Origin of the sequence: Nonlabens sp. SCSIO 43208, assembly GCF_050703575.1 — a bacterium.
Taxonomy (GTDB): domain Bacteria; phylum Bacteroidota; class Bacteroidia; order Flavobacteriales; family Flavobacteriaceae; genus Nonlabens; species Nonlabens tegetincola.
Map to the genome: position 1 here is coordinate 516,268 of NZ_CP065365.1, position 19,673 is coordinate 535,940.

Consider the following 19,673-nt stretch of genomic DNA (forward strand, 5'->3'; position numbering starts at 1 on the left):
GATAAAAATGTTTCCTACATGTTAAACAAATGTAAAACTTAGGAAACTATTTTTGTTTTCAAAGTTTCCTATGGGTATATTTGCACGCTGAAACAGAAGCAGGAAAATGTCGCAATTGAAAGATCAAATTATTAAAAAATCGCTAGAGATGTTCCTTACACTAGGTTTTAAGAGTGTAACTATGGATGACATCGCAGCAAAATTGGGTATGAGTAAAAAAACTCTTTATACCCATTTTAAAAACAAACAAGAACTTGTAGCTCACGCATCACTTCATATGTGTAATACTATTTGTGATGGTGTGGATCATATTATAGAGCAATATAAAGACAAACCTATCGAGGAGCTGTATGCTGTAAAACGTTTTGTAATGGAAGAAATGAAAGGAGATCAAACTAGCTCAATTCATCAATTACAGCGATACTATCCTGAGGCTTACAAACCGGTGCACGATATCAAATTTCACTACATGGATTCTTGTATTAAAAAAAATGTGAATAACGGTATCAAACTAGGAGTGTATAGAAATAATGTAAATCCTGACTTCATCGCTCGCATCTATTTTATTGGAATGCAAGGGATAAAAGACATTTCCATATTTCCAACAAACGAATTTCCGGTAAATGATTTATATGACGATTATCTAGAATACCACTTACGAGGAATCCTAACTCCTAAAGGAAGACAAATATTAAACCAAATCATAAATTCTAATCACGATTAAATGAATAAATCTGTTCTATATATAATGGCTTTTATGGGTCTCGCTTTCGCGAAAGCGTACTCACAACAAACCGTTCCAGACACCTTCAGTCTACAAGAAGCGATAGACTATGGTTTAGAAAACAATTACCAAGCAATTAATGCACAACGAGAGGTTGCCAAAGCATTGAAGCAAAAATGGGAAACCACAGCTACGGGACTACCACAAATTAACGGATCAGTTGATTACACCAATCAATTAAAACAACCTGTAACTCCATTACCTGGTGAGGTTGTAGGTGGACAGCCAGGAACTTTTGTACCGGTTGTGTTTGCGCCAAAACAATCTATGAACTTAACAGCCACTTTATCACAATTAATATTTGATGGAAGTTACCTTGTGGCGCTCGAGGCTTCTAAAACATTTTTGGATTACTCAAAAAATGCAGACAACAAGACTAAACTAGAGGTACGTAAAGGTATTATAAACGCCTATGGTGGTGTTTTACTGGCACAAGAAAACGTTGCCATCCTAACTCGTAATAGAGACAATCTAGATAGTAACTTAAAAGAAACGCAAGAGATTTTTAAAAATGGCCTTACCGAGGAAGAAAGTGTTGAACAACTACAAATCACACTGGCACAAATTGAGAATCAGCTAGCAAATGCTAGACGTCAAGCAGATATTGCAATGGACATGCTTAAATTGTCTTTAGGGATTGATTTATCTGAACAAATAAGCCTGACCGATGACCTAGAGTCCTTAACAAAACAACACTTAGATCCTAGTATCACACAATCTTCCCTAACTCTAGAAGAAAACGTCGATTATCAAATTGCATTAAATTTTTCTGAACAGCGTCGATTGGAATGGAAACTAGAACGAGCAAAATCACTTCCTACGGTTTCAGGATTTGTTAACTACGGTACTCAAACTTTTGATGATGAATTCGTGTTCTTTAATAGCGATCAGCCTTGGTTTCAACAGAGTGTGGCTGGAGTAAGCATTCAAGTCCCTATTTTCAGTTCCTTTGGTCGTAAAGCTGCTCAAGACAGAACAAAAATTGCGTGGGAACAAGCACTTACCGATCTTGAACGAACTGAGCAGGAATTAAACCTCAATTATCAAACAGCGGTAAACAACTATCAACTAGCAATTGACACATATCAAACTACAAAAGATAATTTATCCCTTGCTGAGCGTATAGAGAATAAAAACTCGGTGAAGTTCAAAGAAGGTATTGCTACTAGCTTTGAATTAAGACAAGCACAAACACAGTTGTACAGTACTCAGTCAGAATACCTTAATAGCATGTACCGTGTTATTCAAGAAAAAGTAAATATTGAAACACTACTTAATACACCTAAATTTAAATAAAAACACCCATCCTAATAATTATCCTATCATGAAACATATTTTAACCATAGCAGTTGCTTTATTTCTGATTTCTTGTGGTGGAGAAAAAACCGCTGAAGAATTAATTGCTGCTGGAGACAAACAAGCTCTTGCAACAAAAAAATCTGAATTGAAAAAACAAAAAGAGACTATAGAAAAAACGATTGCTAAAATTGAAGCCTATGAAAAAAAGAGTAAGGGCGAGGCAATTAAAGCACAAGTAAGTACTATGGTGTTAAAAGACACCCTATTTAATCATTATGTAGAACTGCAAGGTAGTGTAGATACTAAACAGAACATCACTGTAATGCCTGAGACAGCTGGATTACTTACCCAAGTTTATGTAAAAGAAGGACAGCGAGTGTCAAAAGGTCAACGACTAGCTAGTATTGACGATGGTGGTGCCGCTCAAAACCTAGAACAAATGAAGGTACAAGCTCAACTGGCTAAAACTACCTATGAGCGTCAAAAACGCCTTTGGGAACAAAACATAGGTTCAGAGATTCAATATCTGCAATCAAAAGCTAATTATGAAGCTCAAGAGCGCTCAATAAACGCAATGCAACAACAACTTGCCAAAACAGTGGTTACAGCACCTTTTTCAGGAACTATTGACGACGTCATTACAGAACAAGGAAATGTGGTGAGTCCAGGAATGCCTCTATTCCGATTAGTAAGTCTTAAGGACATGTATCTTAAAGTAGACGTTCCAGAAACTTACTTAACCGCAATTAATAAAAATACTGATGTTATAGTTGAATTTCCAGTTTTGGGTGAGACCGTTAAGAGTAAAATTAGACAAACAAGTAACTATATTAACCCGTCAAATCGCTCATTTTCTATAGAGGTTCCTGTTGATAATAAGTCTGGTAACATCAAACCTAATCTTACAGCAAAATTGCGTATAAATGATTACACCTCTAAAAATGCGATTTTAGTTCCTCTTAATGTAATAAACGAGAATCAAGATGGTGATCAATATGTGATGGTTACCGCTCAAGGCGAAAACGGATTAATTGCAAAAAGACGTGAGGTAACAACAGGAAAAGCTTCTGGTGATTATATCGAGATCCTAAGCGGTCTTGAACCTGGTGATGAAATCATCACTGAAGGTGCTCGTAGTGTAAAACCAGATCAAGAAATTAATATTATAAACTCATAAGTATGTCAAATAAGAAAAACAGTGACAAAGAGTTTAAACTCTCATCATGGGCAATTGACAACAGTGTTGTTGTTTATGTCATGATGGTAATCATCTTCTTTCTAGGATTAAATGCTTACAACAGCATGCCTAGGGAAGATTTTCCAGAAATTAAAGAAACAAAAATTTACATCTCAAGTGTTTGGCCTGGAAATACGGCTGAGGACGTTGAACGATTGATTACCGATCCCTTAGAAGACAAGCTTAAAAATATTAGTGGCGTAACAGAAACTGAATCTACATCTCAAGAGGACTATTCAATAATCATTGTTGAATTTGATGATGATATAGCTGTAGAGGCTGCTAAACAACGTGTGAAAGACGAAGTAGATCAAGAATCTGCTGGTGAAGACTGGCCTACATTTAACGATAAGCCGGTTACTCCTAATGTTTTTGACCTTACCCTTAGTGAGGAAATGCCTATAATGAACATCAACATCAAAGGTGATTACACTGTGCGTAAACTTAAAACCTTTGCCGAATATCTAGAAGATGAAATTGAAGATATAGAGCAAATTAAACAAGTAGACATACGCGGTGCACAAGATCTTGAAGTAGAGATTGCTGTTGATATATATAAAATGACAGCAGCTAAGGTAAGTTTTGATAATATCTTAAATACGGTAAGAGGAGGAAATGCAACCGTAAGTGCTGGTAATTTAAAATCTAGTGGTCAACGACGTACTATTAGAATTATAGGAGAAATCGACAACCCTAAAGAATTAGAAAATTTTGTAGTCAAAAATGAAAATGGACCTATTTACCTAAGGGATGTAGCTACCATCAAATTTGAAGAAGAAGATAAAAATACATTTGCAAGGGAATCAGGTGATCAGGTAGTAATGCTAGACGTAAAGAAACGTTCTGGTAAAAACATGATTATTGCGGCAGATAATATACGTGAGGTAATTAAGGAGTCTCAGGATTCCGGAGCATTGCCTTCTGACCTAGAAATTACAGTGACAAATGATTTATCTAGCAAGACACTTAATCAAGTAGATGACCTAGTTAATAATATCATTTTTGGTATTCTACTGGTAGTAGGTGTATTGATGTTCTTTTTAGGGTTTAGAAATGCCTTATTCGTTGGTTTTGCGATACCTATGTCTATGTTCATGTCCTTTGCCATTATCAGCCTATTAGGTTACACCTTAAACACAATGATATTATTTGCTATGATTATGGGGCTGGGAATGCTTGTAGACAATGGTATTGTGGTTGTTGAGAATGTTTATAGGTTGATGGATGAAGAAGGTATGTCACGTATCGAAGCTGCAAAAAAAGGAGTAGGTGAAATCGCCATTCCAATTATTATTTCTACTCTAACTACAGTTGCGGCATTCGTTCCATTAGGTTTATGGCCTGGTTTAATGGGACAGTTTATGATTTACTTCCCAATTACTCTTTCTATAGTTTTAGGAAGTTCCTTATTTGTCGCAATATTCTTTAACTCCATGCTAGTTTCAAAATTCATGGAAATTGATGACCGCAACCTATCTATAAAATCCCTAATATACCTAACCGCTATCATGGTTCCTCTAGGAATATTTATCTTATTAGTAGGTGGACCTGTATCTGGTTTAGGTTCTTTGATGATACTTGTAGCGGTTTTATTTTGGCTATATAAGTTTGCTATCAAACCTCTTACAAGAGGATTCCAACGCACGTTTTTAGTATGGTTAGATAATCTATATGAGCGATTTTTAAGATTTGCATTAAGCGGTATAAAACCATACATCTTTATGATTGGTATGGCGGTAATGTTTGTGGGAATTTTAATGGCATATTTTGGGTGGTCTGTTGCATCTGGAAGAACTAAAATTGAATTTTTTCCAGATAATAAGCCTAATCAAATTATTGTTTACATAGAATATCCTCAAGGAACTTCAATTGAAAAAACAAACAGTATTACCAAAGAAATTGAAGAAGTAGTCTATGAAGTGATCAACGATGATTTCTATATGAAAGACGGAAGAAACGTGCTTGTAGAAAGCGCTGTTTCTCAAGTAGGAATGGGAGCTGGTAATCCTCAAACAGACGGTGGTAGCTCCGCAGAGATGCCTCATAAGGGTAAAATCACCGCGAGTATGCGTGAATATAAATTTCGTGAAGGAAAAGATGGAGAATTAAGAGATAGTGAAGTTTTACGTAAAAAAGTTCAAGAAACTCTCGAAGGTAGATTCCCTGGAGTTGCTATTTCAGTAGAAAAAGATGCAAATGGACCACCACAAGGATATCCTGTGAATATAGAATTAGAAGGTCCTGATTACGGCGAGCTTATATCAACAGCAGAACAAATGGTAAAATTTCTCAACACTAGAAATGTAGCCGGAGTTGATCAATTAAAGGTTGATGTAAATAAAAGTAAACCTTCGATGATTGTTGAAGTTGATCGTGAAAAAGCTGGTGAATTAGGAATAAGCAATAGCCAGGTAGGAATGCAGCTTAGAAGAGCAGTGTTTGGTGAAAAAGCGGGTATCTATAAAAAAGACGGTGAAGATTACGACATCAATGTAAGGTTTAACGAAGATCAACGCTATGATCGTAGTGCGATCTTTAATCAAAGAATAACCTTTAGAGATATGGTAACAGGACAGGTAAAAGAAATACCAGTAAGTGCTATTGCCAAACAACGTAATACTTCTAGCTTTAGTGCTATTAAGCATAAAGATGCAAAACGTGTGGTTACAGTATACTCTGCTCTTAAACCAGGTTTCACCGATGCTGGAGCCGTAGTAGAATCAATAAAATTAGAGATGGTTGACTTTACGATTCCAAATGGTATTAAAGTTGATTATACAGGACAAATTGAAGAGCAAGAAAAAGAGATGGCATTTTTAATGAGTGCTCTATTCGGTGGTTTATTCTTGATCTTCTTGATATTAGTATTTCAATTTGGATCTATATCTAAACCTACTATTATCATGATCGCCATCTTTTTAAGTTTTATTGGTGTTTTCTTAGGGTTGATTATAACGGGAGATCCTTTTGTTATTTTAATGACAATGATGGGAATAATTTCACTTGCAGGTATCGTGGTAAATAACGGTGTGGTACTTATTGATTATATAGACTTACTTAAGTTAAGACGTAGTGAGAAATTAGAACTTGGTGACGATGAAATTCTTCCTAAAAAAGAAATGTTTGAAGCTATAGTTAAAGGAGGAAAGGCTAGGCTTAGACCAGTTATATTGACTGCCATCACAACAGTTCTAGGACTTATTCCTCTTGCTATTGGATTAAATATTAATTTCTTTACGTTATTTACTGAATTTGACCCACAAATTTTCATTGGTGGTGACAACGTAATATTCTGGGGACCATTAGCTTGGACTGTTATTTACGGTCTAATTTTTGCAACCTTTTTAACCCTAGTTATAGTTCCTATCCTATTGTACATGGTACATAGAATCAAGATCAGAATTTACAACTGGCGCAATAATAAAAAGTCATCTGAAGTACAAGTAGCGACTTAGATTTCCCCTATTTCATTTGTCGTTACTACGAGCCCGATTCCCTAATCGGGCTCTTTTTATTTAAGTAGGAATTACCTTTACGCTCTATATTAATGATATATATCCAATAGTAATTCGTTTGACCTATACTAAAGCTTTTCAAACAATAACCTTCGTTTGGAGCTTTATCAATAAGCTGTAAATTTTAATTTGGATGATAAATTAATGTTGTTCTGAAGAAATAAATAGATCTGCTATGATCAACTAACAACTATAAAAAAAGCTCTGTAGAACATACAGAGCTTTTTATATTAAAGGATGTCATCCTTTTATTCTAAGTCAACTTTTTTATCGTACTGTATATAATACTCTTCTACTACTTGCATAGTAGTTTCAATCAAGTCCCTAGTTTCTAACAAAAGGCTAAAATATAAGGTAGTATTCTTAGGAGATTGCTCATCATCCTTAGTACGTTTAACCTGTCTATCGATTTTTGCATCGACTAATGCAAGCAATTCACGTTTTGATCTTATAATTTCATCAAGTGATGAAAACTCTTTATTCTTAAAAGTCTGTTCTGCTTTTCTAAGTATTTGACTCACTTCAGTAATAACCTCTTTCAGGTCTTTCATTTGATTGAACTTCAAACTCTTGTGATTATTACTAATATGTCTAGTACTATTCTTTGTAATTAAGTCCAAAGACTGAGTCATATCTTGAAGATGTCCTAAAACTTCAATGTAAAATTTACTCGCTCCTAGATTCTGTTCATCAAGATTCTTTATAAAGTAGAAAATATTATTCCTAAGATCGTCTATTTCTTCACCTAGCTTATTACTTTCCTTTTTAGAAGATTTAAGAACACTTAAATCTTGAGACATCAAACCCTCTAGAGTATTATTATAAATACGTTTTGATCGCTTAAACACCATTGAAACATTATCAGAACTCTCGTGAATAATACCTTGAATGGTTTTACTTTCTGCCTTTTTAAGCTCATCAGTCTCTTTAATTTTAGTAACAGATTTTTTATGAGCTAAATAACTACGGTATAGCAATAACACGGCCAATATAATTAATGGAAATATGGCATAGTTATTAGTTATATAAATTAAGTAGGCCATTATCGCAGCAGCTGTAAAAGCACTAAAAGCTGTAAAGAACCAACCGCCTATCACATTAATAACACCTGCTATTCTATAAACAGCACTTTCAGTACCCCATGCACGATCAGCAAGAGAAGTACCCATCGCAACCATAAAAGTTACATAGGTAGTAGATAAAGGCAATTTGTAAGAAGTAGCAACCGAGATTAAAATAGCTGCCACCATTAAATTCACACTAGCACGCACATAATCAAATGCAGGCTTATCCTCGTGTTTAGGCACTACATCAAGTTCCGCCACTTTTTCAAACCTCGATGATATATAATTTGATGTTTTTTCTGGTAAAATTGCCTGAATTCCTTCTGCAGCTCTTAATGAATAACGTACTAAAAATCTTGACAATGCATTAGCTTTGAATCGTTCAGTACCTGTATCTTGTCTAGCAAGATCAACTGAGGTTTTAACAACCGCTTGGGCTTTTGATGAGAACCATAGAGTTGCTACCATTATCACACCAGCCACTACTAACAACCACTTATTAGAAGGTAATTTGTTCCCTAGAAAATCCATTGCAACACCAGAAACATCTCCAGGCTGTGTGATAGCATATTCATAAGCTTGATAAGCACCAATAGGCACACCAATAAAGTTCACTAAATCATTACCTGCAAAAGCCATGGCAAGACCAAAGGTTCCCGTGATTATTATTAGTTTATAGATATCCTTTTTAAGTAGAATGACATAAACAAAACTGAACAAGGTCCAGAAAATAGCCGAAATCGTAATAATCTTGGAAACGCTAGTTGTTACTATTATCTCGCCTACCTTACCTAGATCAGCTCCTTTAAGACCTTTTACTATGATGAAGTAAAACAAGCTAGTAAGTGATAAACCACCAAAAATTCCAGCAAAAAAAGCTGGCCTTTTACGGTAGTCAAAGGTGAGCATTAAGCGCGAAATAAACTGCACCAGTGCTCCAATAGTAAAGGCGATGACGACCGATAACAAGATCCCCATGATTATTTGAAGAGCCTTGTCTGATTCAATGTACTTACCTAGGTCTAGAAAGGATTCTTCTCCAACTTGAGAAATTTTGATCAAAGACATGCAAACCGCCGCACCTAAAAGTTCAAAGACAATAGAAACTGTTGTAGAAGTAGGCAATCCCATCGTATTGAAAAAATCTAACAACAGCACATCGGTTATCATTACCGCCATGAAAATGATCATCACCTCACTAAAATCAAATTGAGATGGAATGAATATTCCTTTACGAGCAACTTCCATCATTCCACTGGAAGAAAGAGCTCCAAAAGCAATTCCCACACTCGCAATAATCATGATGGTTTTAAAGTTGATCGCCTTGGAACCTATAGCACTGTTTAAGAAGTTTACAGCGTCATTACTCACACCTACCACTAGATCGGTTATCGCTAGACCTGCTAGAATGATGAGCATTATTAGATAAATATCTGGCATCTATGTACAAATTTTCGACCCGCAAAAGTCGTTAAAAAAATCCTTTACAATGTTATCTAATCGTTATTTATATTGAGGATAGATTCATTACGCTTTCGCGAAAGCGAACCAAACTAAAATCATTTAAATAAAAAAGAACCGCACTTGTGCGGTTCTTTCATTTATCTATAGTGTTGTTTCTTATTAGAAAGAATAACCAGTCCAAGCAAATACTGAAGCATCAGCACCTGTATTTGAAGCTGAAACATTTACCGTAGCTCCAGGAGCATTCTTAACGTCTGTACCATCAGCATTACCACCAGCAGTAGCGTTAACCACAGTAGCGCTAGTAGAATCACCTCTACTATCTTCTAAATCAATAAAGTCAGAAGCTGTAGCAGTACCCGTAATAGATGCCAATGCGTTGTTGATAGTTGCAGTTGCTCCTCTTCTTACTTTAATAAGATCTGAGAATTCTACGTTGTTACCGCTGTTGATTATTGTAATATCTTGAACAGTAAAGTCTGATTGTACATTGTCAGTCGGTGAGTTACCGTCTAGGTTACCATCTGCCTCGATACCACGTGGGTCTGAAGTAACAGCTGTATAACCAGGCTCACGTACACCATATAAGTTTGTACAAGTACCTCTATAACCTTGTGTGAAATCGAACATGTCATCTTTTGCATTAAGTACAAAAATGTTTGAAGCGTTTACAGAACCTCCAAAGAATTCAATTGCATCATCATCACCATCTTTAATCCAGATGTTAGACAAAGTTGTTCCAGATCCTACACCATTTAATGTAAGCCCATTATGTTCTGCACTACCATCAATACGTGCTCCTGTATATTCAATGATCACGTGATCAAGGATACCTGAATCTTCAGTATCATTATTTCCACCAAATAATACACCAGTGTTAACCTCGGTACCAGCTTCGTTTTGTCCAGCTGGGTTTTGTCCAGAAATCCATGCGTTACCATTTATGATAACTCCACCCCAAGCAGCAGGAGTTTGTGAGCTAGCTGTAAAGCGTATAGGAGCTGATGGACTACCATCTGCAACGATTCTTCCACCTCTTTCTACTAGTAAGTAAACATCAGTACCACCAGCCTGAGCTGTAATAGTAGTTCCTTCTTCGATTGTTAATGTAGCACCATTTTTCACAAACAATGGGCCGTTTAATACGTATGCGTTACCTGCAGTTAATGTTCTGTCTTCAGTTAAGTTTCCAGAAAGATTTAGGTCGTTGTTGTTACCGTTTCCACCACCATTTACATCATCATCAGTTTCACAAGATGTGAAAGTAAGTGCTGCAACAGTTAATAAAGATAAGATTGCTTTTTTCATTGTAATCGTGTTAGTTAATTTTTAAAAAATTTAGTTGTGCAAATATGAATCGTTATTATACGATTAATGTTATCTAAACTTTATCAAACTTTTAAAATTGGTAGCTATAACCTAGGCTAATGTCAACTCCACGTTTATAATTGCTTAACACAACGTTACCTAATTCACCATCACGTTCTAATTGAATCTTTGGATTAAGCAGGTTTCTTGCTTTAAGGGATATTTTACTATTATCACCTAATTTTAAACTACTTACAAAATCCAATGTTGGAACTCCTTTTTCTGTAATGTTTTCAAATCCTCTTGTTCCCACAGAGTATACTCTATCACTGAAGTAACTGAAAACTAAAGCTGTATTTAGGTTGCTAGTTCCTATGAATGTGTTATAATTAATATCTGCATTAATCAAAAATGGTGCAGCTCCTTGTAATTCTGTCGAATCCTCAGAAAATTGTGCTAGTGGATTATCTAGATCTTGCTTACTATTGATATAAGAAGCAGTAATTCCTCCAGATAGTTTAGATTCTCTTACTACATCATTAAGGGTAGTCATCTCCTTAGTCACAAAATCTTTTTTAGCTTCAAGCTCAATACCTAAAACTGTTGCTTTTTCACCTACATTTAAATACGTTAAAGTATTTCCTGCAGATGGAATCTCAACTCGTGAAACTGGATCTGAGATATTCTTATAAAAACCAGTTAATGAGATTAATTCACCTTTTGAAGGGTAAAATTCATATGCTACATCTAGGTTGATAATGTTAGATATTTCTAGATCTGGATTACCTTGAATAGCAAACTGAACTCCATCATATCTAAAAGGAGCAATCTCCTTAAACCTAGGCAACATGTAAGTTTGACTAGCTCCTAGTCTAACGATATTTTCTTCATCAATGGTGTATTTAACACCCAAACTCGGTAAGAAGAAGCTTTCATTTATTTCAGAAGGACCATTTATAGAGCTACGTGCAATGTTGGTATTGTATTCAACTTCTTGATTAATATTTTCAAATCTACCACCTACGTTAATTAAGAACTTTTCATTGAACGCTTTAACATAATTCAAATTTCCTGCAATTGTAGACTTATCTCCTATGTAGAAGAAAGGAGTAAATGCTTCTGGATTGATAGCACTACCACGCCCAGTCTCTAGTCTAAAAACACCAGCAGTCAATGATGGTTGATTGTATATTGAATCTGGATTGTTGATATCAACGGCAACACGTGTGTTAAAAGTATGATTGAAAACAGTTGCTTTAAACACGTGATGTGTATTGCGGTAGTCTCCACCCAATTCGATATAGTTTAATAGATCATTATCTATATCCTTGTTCAAATTGTATTTTAACTTCACTGTAGCATTATAATCATTCTCTTGAAGTTCACTGAAATAACGTTGATTATTTCCACCAGAATCAACGTCTGGACTATAGAATCCATCTCGGAAAAGATATTGAAAATCACGACGATCAGGCTCACTTCCTCTTATGGCATTAAAACTTCCCTTAACTTTTAATTCAAGCTTTTCAGACAGGTCAAATCTTCCCAACAATTGATTTACGAAAAGATTGTTATCATTAGTTTGCTGTCTATTGATATAAACTCTATCACCATCTTGTTCTGGGTTGTTTATACCTTCGTACTCCTGAAAACTTTGTGTGTTTTTATGGATGTAAAGAGAAATGAATTCAATATTATTTTTACCCATTCGATAATCCAAGTTTACCATTCCTATCTGTTGGGTATCATAATTATAATTTTGACCTTCTACATCAAAAAATAAAGAACCATTACTAGTAGTGTTTTTCACTTCTCTTTCTAAAAATCTATAACCATTATCAAAGGTTAATAATCCATATACATTTAAATAATTATCACCTATATCAATTCTTCTTCCTCCCATTACAGAGAAGCCTACATTAGGAGCAAAACTGTTCGTGTTAGGAGCAAGATTATTTTCAAATCCATATACGGCAAGATTATTTACGGGAATATTAGAATCACTGAACCCAAAATATCCCTCGCCATCAATACTCTTAAAATCCTCTCCAACAGTTTGAGAGTTCACACCAGTAGAAAGACCAAATCCAAACGCTTTGCGACCGGACAAACCTTTTAAATCTATATTAATATTAGCACCTGCGTTGTCACCAGTGATGTTTGACGTATATACTTTATTAATATCAACTGTTTCTAACAAATCTGAACCAAAGAAATCCAATGAAATATTTTTATATTCTGGATCATCAGATGGTAATGGCAAACCATTAAGAGTAGTTGAGTTATAGCGATCACCTAATCCACGTACAAAAACATTTTTCACACCAGATTGCTTACTCACACCACTTACTTTAGTAACTGCGCCTTCTGCATCACTTACCCCTTTTTTAGATAGCTCCTCTGCACCTATCGACTGTACAATAGTTACTGAGTTTTTCTTTTCTTGGATAAGAGCCTCTTCACTCTCTCTTGTTTTTGCTACAGTAATTTGGATTTCAGTAAGCTGGTCCGCTTTAGCTGTCATAGGAGTATTTACCGTTGTTGTAAATCCAGCCTTAACTTCAATATTTTCGATTTCGACAGTTTGCATACCTACATACGTAAAAATTACAGTGTAAGTCCCTACCGGTGCTGTAATACTGTAATTTCCATCCATATCAGTTTGTGCACCTAAAGAAGTCCCCTTCAACGCTACAGAAGCAAAGGCAAGTGGTTCGTTCTCAAAATCAGCGTCGGTTACTAATCCTGCTACCTTACCAGATTGAGCTGACAATAAGGCGCTTACAAGTAAAAAGCTAAATAAAAAATACTTTTTCATTACATTAAATTTCATCTTGCAAAAGAACTAAGGATATACGTGTACAAAGGTTACCTCAACATTAACTTTAATAGATTCTTACGTTAAGAAATAGTAAATTTCAAATTGTAATCACCAAATCATTCAAAACGTTATCTTGCAAAAAAATGTACCGTATGAACTGGGAGCAATTACTGTCACTTAAAAGATTTGGAGACAAAAAGCCTAGGCCTAGAAACCAGCAAGATGAACTACGATTAGGTTTTGAGGTGGATTATGACAGGGTTATTTTTTCTAAACCTTTTAGAACCCTTCAAGATAAAACTCAAGTAATACCACTTAGTCAATCTGGATTTGTACATACTAGACTCACTCACAGTCTAGAAGTAAGTGTGGTTGGCAGATCGTTGGGTCGAATGGCAGGGAAAGCAATATTAGAAAAACACCCACATCTGGTTGAACTTGGTTATAAACAACAAGATTTTGGGGCAATTGTAGCTGCAGCCGCACTGGCTCATGATATAGGAAATCCTCCATTTGGACACAGCGGTGAAAAAGCAATAGGAAGTTATTTTAATACTCGTGTGGATAAGATGGTATGGGACACGCTTTCGCGAAAGCAGAAACAAGACCTACTCTTATATGAAGGAAATGCAAATGGATATCATCTACTTAATCAAAACAGCCCAGGAACTCCTGGTGGCCTACGTCTGTCCTATGCAACATTAGGTGCATTCATTAAATACCCTAAAGAATCATTACCACATCGTCCTACTAAACACATATCCCAGAAAAAATATGGCGTTTTTCAAGCTGATGTGGATCATTTTAATGACGTGGTTAATGAATTAGGTTTAAAAACTGAAAATAAGCAGGAACCTTTTCATCGTCATCCACTTACATATCTTGTTGAAGCCGCCGATGATATATGCTATACTATTATTGATTTTGAAGATGGAATTAATCTAGGCTATATAAGTGAAGATCATGCTTTGGAACAACTAATTAAACTAGTCAAGGATTCAATAAAGATTGAAACCTACACTCAACTTACAGGTACACAAGAACGGTTAACCTATTTGAGATCACTAGCAATTAATAGCCTGATCAATGATGCAGTAAAGATATTCATGGAAAATGAATCAACTATTTTGGATGGTAATTTTACTTGTTCATTGATGGATAAATCTGCTTACAAACCACAGATCGACGACATATTAAAAATCACCATTGAACGAGTTTACCAGCACCCAGAAGTCATCGAAAAGGAATTAGCAGGATATAAAATGATACAAGATATTTTACATGCTACCATTATCGCTCAACTCAATAAATATAAAGGTAATGAGACGCATTACGACCAATTGATTTATAAAGCCTGTGGAACAGAATTAAGATCGGGAACAACAGAATATGAATGCATGCTTAACGCTTGTGGCTTTGTAGCTTCACTTACTGATAGTAAAGCAATGAATCTTTTTCATATAATCAACGGGCAAACTAAAATAACTTAATTACTTTTATACAAAATTCAGGCTATGAAAACCCTTAGTAAGTTACTTATTATCATGTCGTTTGCCTTTCTTTATTCTTGTGGCAATAACGATACTACCCAAATCAAAGAAGATAGAGAGCAACACGAAGCTTTTCTAGATATTCATCCTTTTAACCAAACTATACAATTATCCAGAGAAGATAGAAAAAAACAAGGTCTTCCACCAAACGCGTATTATGAAAGAGAATACCTGTTAACCATGAACCCTAGTCTGGGTAGACCTACTCCAGAGAAAGTTAAGCTAATAAATAAGGATCTTGAAATTGCTAAAAGTGTTCCAGGAAACTCTAGAAGTTGGGAAGATCGTGGACCAAATAATATCGGTGGTCGCACTCATGTAGTTTTCTTTGACCCGAACGATGTTGGACCTAATAATGGTGATGGAATAGATTACAACCGTGCTTTCGCAGGTGGTGTAGGAGGCGGATTGTGGGTTAACGAGGATGTTACCGATGCAAACTCTTCATGGACTACAATCCCTGGTGTAGCATCTAATCTTAATGTAAGTTGTTATGCAATAGATCCCAACGATCCATTAACCATGTATATAGGGACAGGAGAAATTTATACTTCTGGAGCGGCTGTTGGTAACGGTCTTTACAAAACAACCGATGGTGGTTTAACGTGGAATGAAGTTCCTATTCCAGCTGCCAGTGGTACGGATGTAACAGTTTCAGGGAATTTATTTAAATCTGGAATTTTCTATGTGACAGATGTAATCGTTAGAAATGTAAATGGAACATCTGAAGTATACGTGGGAATAGGTGGTGAAGATTATGTATCACCTAACTTTAATATAAGTAATCCAAACAATACACTAGGAGCACAAAATGCTGGTTTGTATAGAAGTACTGATGCCGGTAGTAACTGGACTCGTGTAGATGGACCGTTATTAAGATACACTGCTAACGGTGACACCTATTACGTTATTCCAAATGATTTTGCAATTGCGGCAGATAACGAACTTTACTTTGGAACCATAGGATCACCAATAAACAATCAAGGAGCTGGTAGAGTATATAGAAGTACTAACGGTACTACATGGCTACTTGCAGATGTCATTCCTGGAGCGGATCGTGTAGAACTAGCTGCATCAAAAACCAACTCTAATTTGTTTTATGTTGCTGTTCAAACAGGAAGCAACCAAGGTGATCTATATATTACTACTGATGATTTTGCTACTTTAAATCCAATGAACGAACCAAATGATGCCGATGTGACCATCCCTGCAACAGACTTCACCAGAGGACAAGCATTTTATGATTTGGTTATTGAAGTAGACCCCAATAATGATCAAATAATATATGCTGGAGGAATTGATTCTTTCCGAAGTACTGATGGAGGAAATAGTTGGAGACAAATATCGAAATGGACAAATGGTAATGGTCTAAGTTCAATACCTGCACCATTTGTTCACGCGGATATTCATGCAATCAGTTTTCGACCTGGAAATTCTAATGAAGGCTTAATAGGATCAGATGGAGGATGCTCTTATGTAAGTAGTTATAGTAGCGCTCCTACCAATGTAAATGTCATCCAAAATAGAAATAATAATTTAAATATTACTCAATTTTATTATGCTGCAATAGATGAAAATGGAGCTGCAGGAGGAGACGACTTTGTAGGCGGTACTCAAGACAATGGTACTCTTAGAGTAAATAACGCTCAACCTGGAGCAAACTCATTTATAGAAGCTGTTGGTGGTGATGGGGCACATGCAGACATTGATGGTGCAGACGGATACGTAGTAGTTTCTACCCAATATAATAATCATAGGTATTACACCTATCCAGGTTATAGTTTTAGATATTGCATAACCTCTCCAAATTGCGGCGATAATGCAGGTGGTACTGGAGATTTCATTAATGTTGCAGAACTAGACAAGGTCAATAATTACTTATTTGCAAATAGTAGAACATTCAATGGTAGTAATGGTATTGAAGTATGTGAATTATTTAATTCATCTTCAAATTGTAATACGATTACAAATACTCAAATAACCAGCGATAGACCAACGGCAATGAAAGCTTCACCTTTTGCTAACGGTAATCCAGTTTTATATGTAGGAACTGAAAGATCGAATTTATACCGAGTAAGTAATATTACAACTACACCTGTATGGAACAATATTCGTCCTGCTGGATTGCTGGGTAGCGTTTCTGATATTGAATTTGGAGCTACAGAACAAGAAATTTATCTAACCATGCATAATTATGGTGTGAATAATATTTATTACACGAACGACGGTGGTACGACCTGGGATCTCAAGGATGGTGATTTACCAGATATTCCCGTAAAAACAATTCTTCCAAATCCATTATTACCAGGAGAAGTTCTTATAGGAACCGAATTAGGAGTTTACACCTCATCAAATTTTAATAGCACTTCACCTAACTGGATTCCAGCAATTAATGGTATGACTAACGTTAAAGTAGTTGATCTAGACTATCGAGCCAGCGACAACACAGTATTAGCAGCTACTCATGGTAGAGGACTATTTACTGGTACTTTAGATACAGCAAGCATAACTGACAGTAACGAAATTTCCAATGAAATTTTTGTTACACCAACTGTGTCAAATGGAACTTTTTCAATTCACAGTGAATTGGAAAATACATATGATGTAAAGCTACATGATTTAAACGGTCGCAGAGTTTGGTCAAAAGAGAATATGACGCTTAGCAAACAAGGTTCTCAAGTACAATTAAACTTAAAATCAGGTTACTATATTTTAAGTGCTTATAAAGACAACATTGCAATAAGTACCAAACTACTGATTAAGTAACTTGCTAAGTAGATTTAGTATAGATTCCTCATCTATACTTACCTCTTTATACAATTGTTCTGTAGGGCCATGACTTATAAATGTGTCTGGAATTCCTAAAGAATGGATTTTGACAGAATATGCTTTTTTGGATTCATCACCGATTGATGGATTTGAAAAAGCATAATTTTTTATAGTGGATCCCAATCCTCCTATCAAACTACCATCTTCAATAGTTACAATATGCTCATGAGATTCAAAAACCGATTGTAACATATTCTTGTCAAGTGGTTTTAAAAAGCGAACGTCAATGTGAGTTACGGATAATTGATTTTCTAGAATAAGTTTTTGCACGGTAACCCCAATAGGTCCCAAGGTTAATACAGCAACCTTTTTACCTCTAGACAAAGTTCTAGATGTACCAATTGAAATTTTTCCCAAGGTAGATCGCCAATTTATTGAATGACATCGACCTCTAGGATAACGTATAGCAATAGGTAAATCCAACCCTAAAGAAGCAGTGAACATCATACTTCTTAACTCCATCGCATCCATAGGCGCAGCTATAATTAAATCGGGTATACAATTAAGATAGGCAAGGTCAAAAACCCCATGATGTGTAGGCCCATCTTTTCCTACAAGTCCTGCCCTATCCAAACAAAAGATCACGGGTAATTTTTGCAACGCCACGTCGTGAATCACCTGATCATAAGCCCTTTGTAAAAATGTTGAGTACACATTACAAAAAGGAATTAATCCTTGTGTGGCCATCCCAGCTGCCAATGTCACAGCATGCTGCTCTGCTATTCCTACATCAAATGCTCGATCAGGAAATGCTTGCATCATGATTTTCATAGAGCTACCAGTAGGCATTGCAGGCGTTATGCCTATTATCTTATCATTAGCTTCTGCAAGTTCAACAAGCGTATGACCAAAAACATCTTGGAATTTTGGCGGTAACATACTCGTATCACTAGGTGTAAGATCACCCGTTATCTTATCAAATTTACCAGGAGCGTGATATCTTACTTGATCAATTTCAGCCTGCTTTAGACCTTTTCCTTTAACAGTTCTTATATGCAATAAACGTGGGCCATTAAGAGTTTTTTGCCTCTTCAGCTCACGTAATAAACCATTCATATCATGGCCATCAATAGGTCCCGAATAATCAAATTTGAGCGCTTCAAAAATATTATCTTGTCCTGTTTCTTTTCCAGATTTGGTAGTGGTTAAGTACTCTTTAAGAGCTCCTACACTAGGATCAATACCTATGGCATTGTCGTTTAGTATAACTAATAAATCTACGTTACTTACTCCGGCGTGGTTGAGCGCTTCAAATGCCATACCACTAGCTATACTAGCATCTCCTACAACGGCTATATGTTTTTTTGACGAGTTTGATAAATTACTGGCTATCGCCATTCCTAATGCTGCACTTATAGCTGTAGAGCTGTGTCCTACACCAAATGTATCGTAGATGCTCTCATCAATTTTTGGAAAACCGGATAATCCACCATAATCACGGTTAGTTTTAAACGCTTCTCTGCGGCCCGTCAAAATCTTATGGCCATAAGCTTGATGACCTACATCCCAAACTAATAAATCATTAGGTGTATCAAAGACATAATGCAACGCTATAGTAAGCTCTATTACTCCTAAACTAGCTCCTAAATGTCCTTCCTTCTGAGAAATTATTTCTATGATATAATCTCTTAGCTCTTGAGCAATTTGGGTGAGTTCGCTTTCGCGAAAGCGTCTTAAATCACATGGATCTTCTATCCTAGAAAGCAATGTTTCCTGCATGAGTCAAAGGTAATTCTTATCGTTGGGAATTTACTACTACCTCTTTAATTAAGGCTGTATAGTCCTATTGCACCTATATTTTG

10 protein-coding genes are annotated in these 19,673 nt (G+C 35.8%); 6 read left to right on the forward strand and 4 right to left on the reverse strand.

Features of this window, described 5'->3' with window-relative positions; all coding sequences use genetic code 11:
• Window positions 1-106 precede the first annotated feature (106 nt).
• The 4 genes from I5168_RS02590 to I5168_RS02605 are packed head-to-tail and all read left to right on the forward strand — an operon-like array spanning window position 107 to window position 6,775.
• Window positions 107-724: a TetR/AcrR family transcriptional regulator gene (locus I5168_RS02590; protein WP_431472350.1), complete on the forward strand. Its 618-nt coding sequence runs from the start codon at window positions 107-109 to the stop codon at window positions 722-724.
• The gene (locus tag I5168_RS02595) at window positions 725-2,080 is read left to right on the forward strand and encodes a TolC family protein (protein ID WP_060523307.1); all 1,356 of its coding nucleotides are present in this window, start codon (window positions 725-727) and stop codon (window positions 2,078-2,080) included.
• Window positions 2,081-2,108: 28 nt separating this feature from the next.
• On the forward strand, window positions 2,109-3,260 hold the full coding sequence (locus tag I5168_RS02600) for an efflux RND transporter periplasmic adaptor subunit (protein ID WP_105018561.1): 1,152 nt from the start codon (window positions 2,109-2,111) through the stop codon (window positions 3,258-3,260).
• A 2-nt stretch (window positions 3,261-3,262) separates the two neighbouring features.
• Window positions 3,263-6,775, forward strand: coding sequence for an efflux RND transporter permease subunit (locus tag I5168_RS02605; protein WP_105018170.1), 3,513 nt, complete (start codon window positions 3,263-3,265; stop codon window positions 6,773-6,775).
• A gap of 308 nt (window positions 6,776-7,083) precedes the next feature.
• Here the strand turns inward: I5168_RS02605 and I5168_RS02610 are convergent, their stop codons facing one another.
• The 3 genes from I5168_RS02610 to I5168_RS02620 all read right to left on the reverse strand — a co-directional run bounded on the left by I5168_RS02610 (window position 7,084) and on the right by I5168_RS02620 (window position 13,489).
• Window positions 7,084-9,339 carry an inorganic phosphate transporter gene (locus I5168_RS02610; RefSeq protein WP_105018169.1) on the reverse strand — a complete coding sequence of 752 codons (2,256 nt, stop codon included), beginning with the start codon at window positions 9,337-9,339 and terminating at the stop codon, window positions 7,084-7,086.
• Between the two features lie 183 nt (window positions 9,340-9,522).
• On the reverse strand, window positions 9,523-10,671 hold the full coding sequence (locus tag I5168_RS02615) for a hypothetical protein (protein WP_105018168.1): 1,149 nt from the start codon (window positions 10,669-10,671) through the stop codon (window positions 9,523-9,525).
• Between the two features lie 91 nt (window positions 10,672-10,762).
• Entirely contained in the window at window positions 10,763-13,489 is a 2,727-nt protein-coding gene (locus tag I5168_RS02620; RefSeq protein WP_181072540.1) for a TonB-dependent receptor, read from the reverse strand.
• A gap of 155 nt (window positions 13,490-13,644) precedes the next feature.
• On the opposite strand from I5168_RS02620, the gene dgt reads away from it, so the two are divergent.
• Entirely contained in the window at window positions 13,645-14,982 is a 1,338-nt protein-coding gene (gene dgt / locus I5168_RS02625) for a dGTP triphosphohydrolase (protein WP_105018166.1), read from the forward strand.
• 24 nt (window positions 14,983-15,006) lie between these two features.
• On the forward strand, window positions 15,007-17,808 hold the full coding sequence (locus I5168_RS02630) for a T9SS type A sorting domain-containing protein (protein WP_105018165.1): 2,802 nt from the start codon (window positions 15,007-15,009) through the stop codon (window positions 17,806-17,808).
• On the opposite strand, the gene I5168_RS02635 is transcribed toward I5168_RS02630, so the two are convergent.
• Complete coding sequence (locus I5168_RS02635; RefSeq protein ID WP_431472351.1) at window positions 17,794-19,590, reverse strand: 1-deoxy-D-xylulose-5-phosphate synthase; 1,797 nt, start codon at window positions 19,588-19,590, stop codon at window positions 17,794-17,796. The two genes, I5168_RS02630 and I5168_RS02635, sit on opposite strands and share 15 nt — an antisense overlap.
• Window positions 19,591-19,673 lie beyond the last annotated feature (83 nt).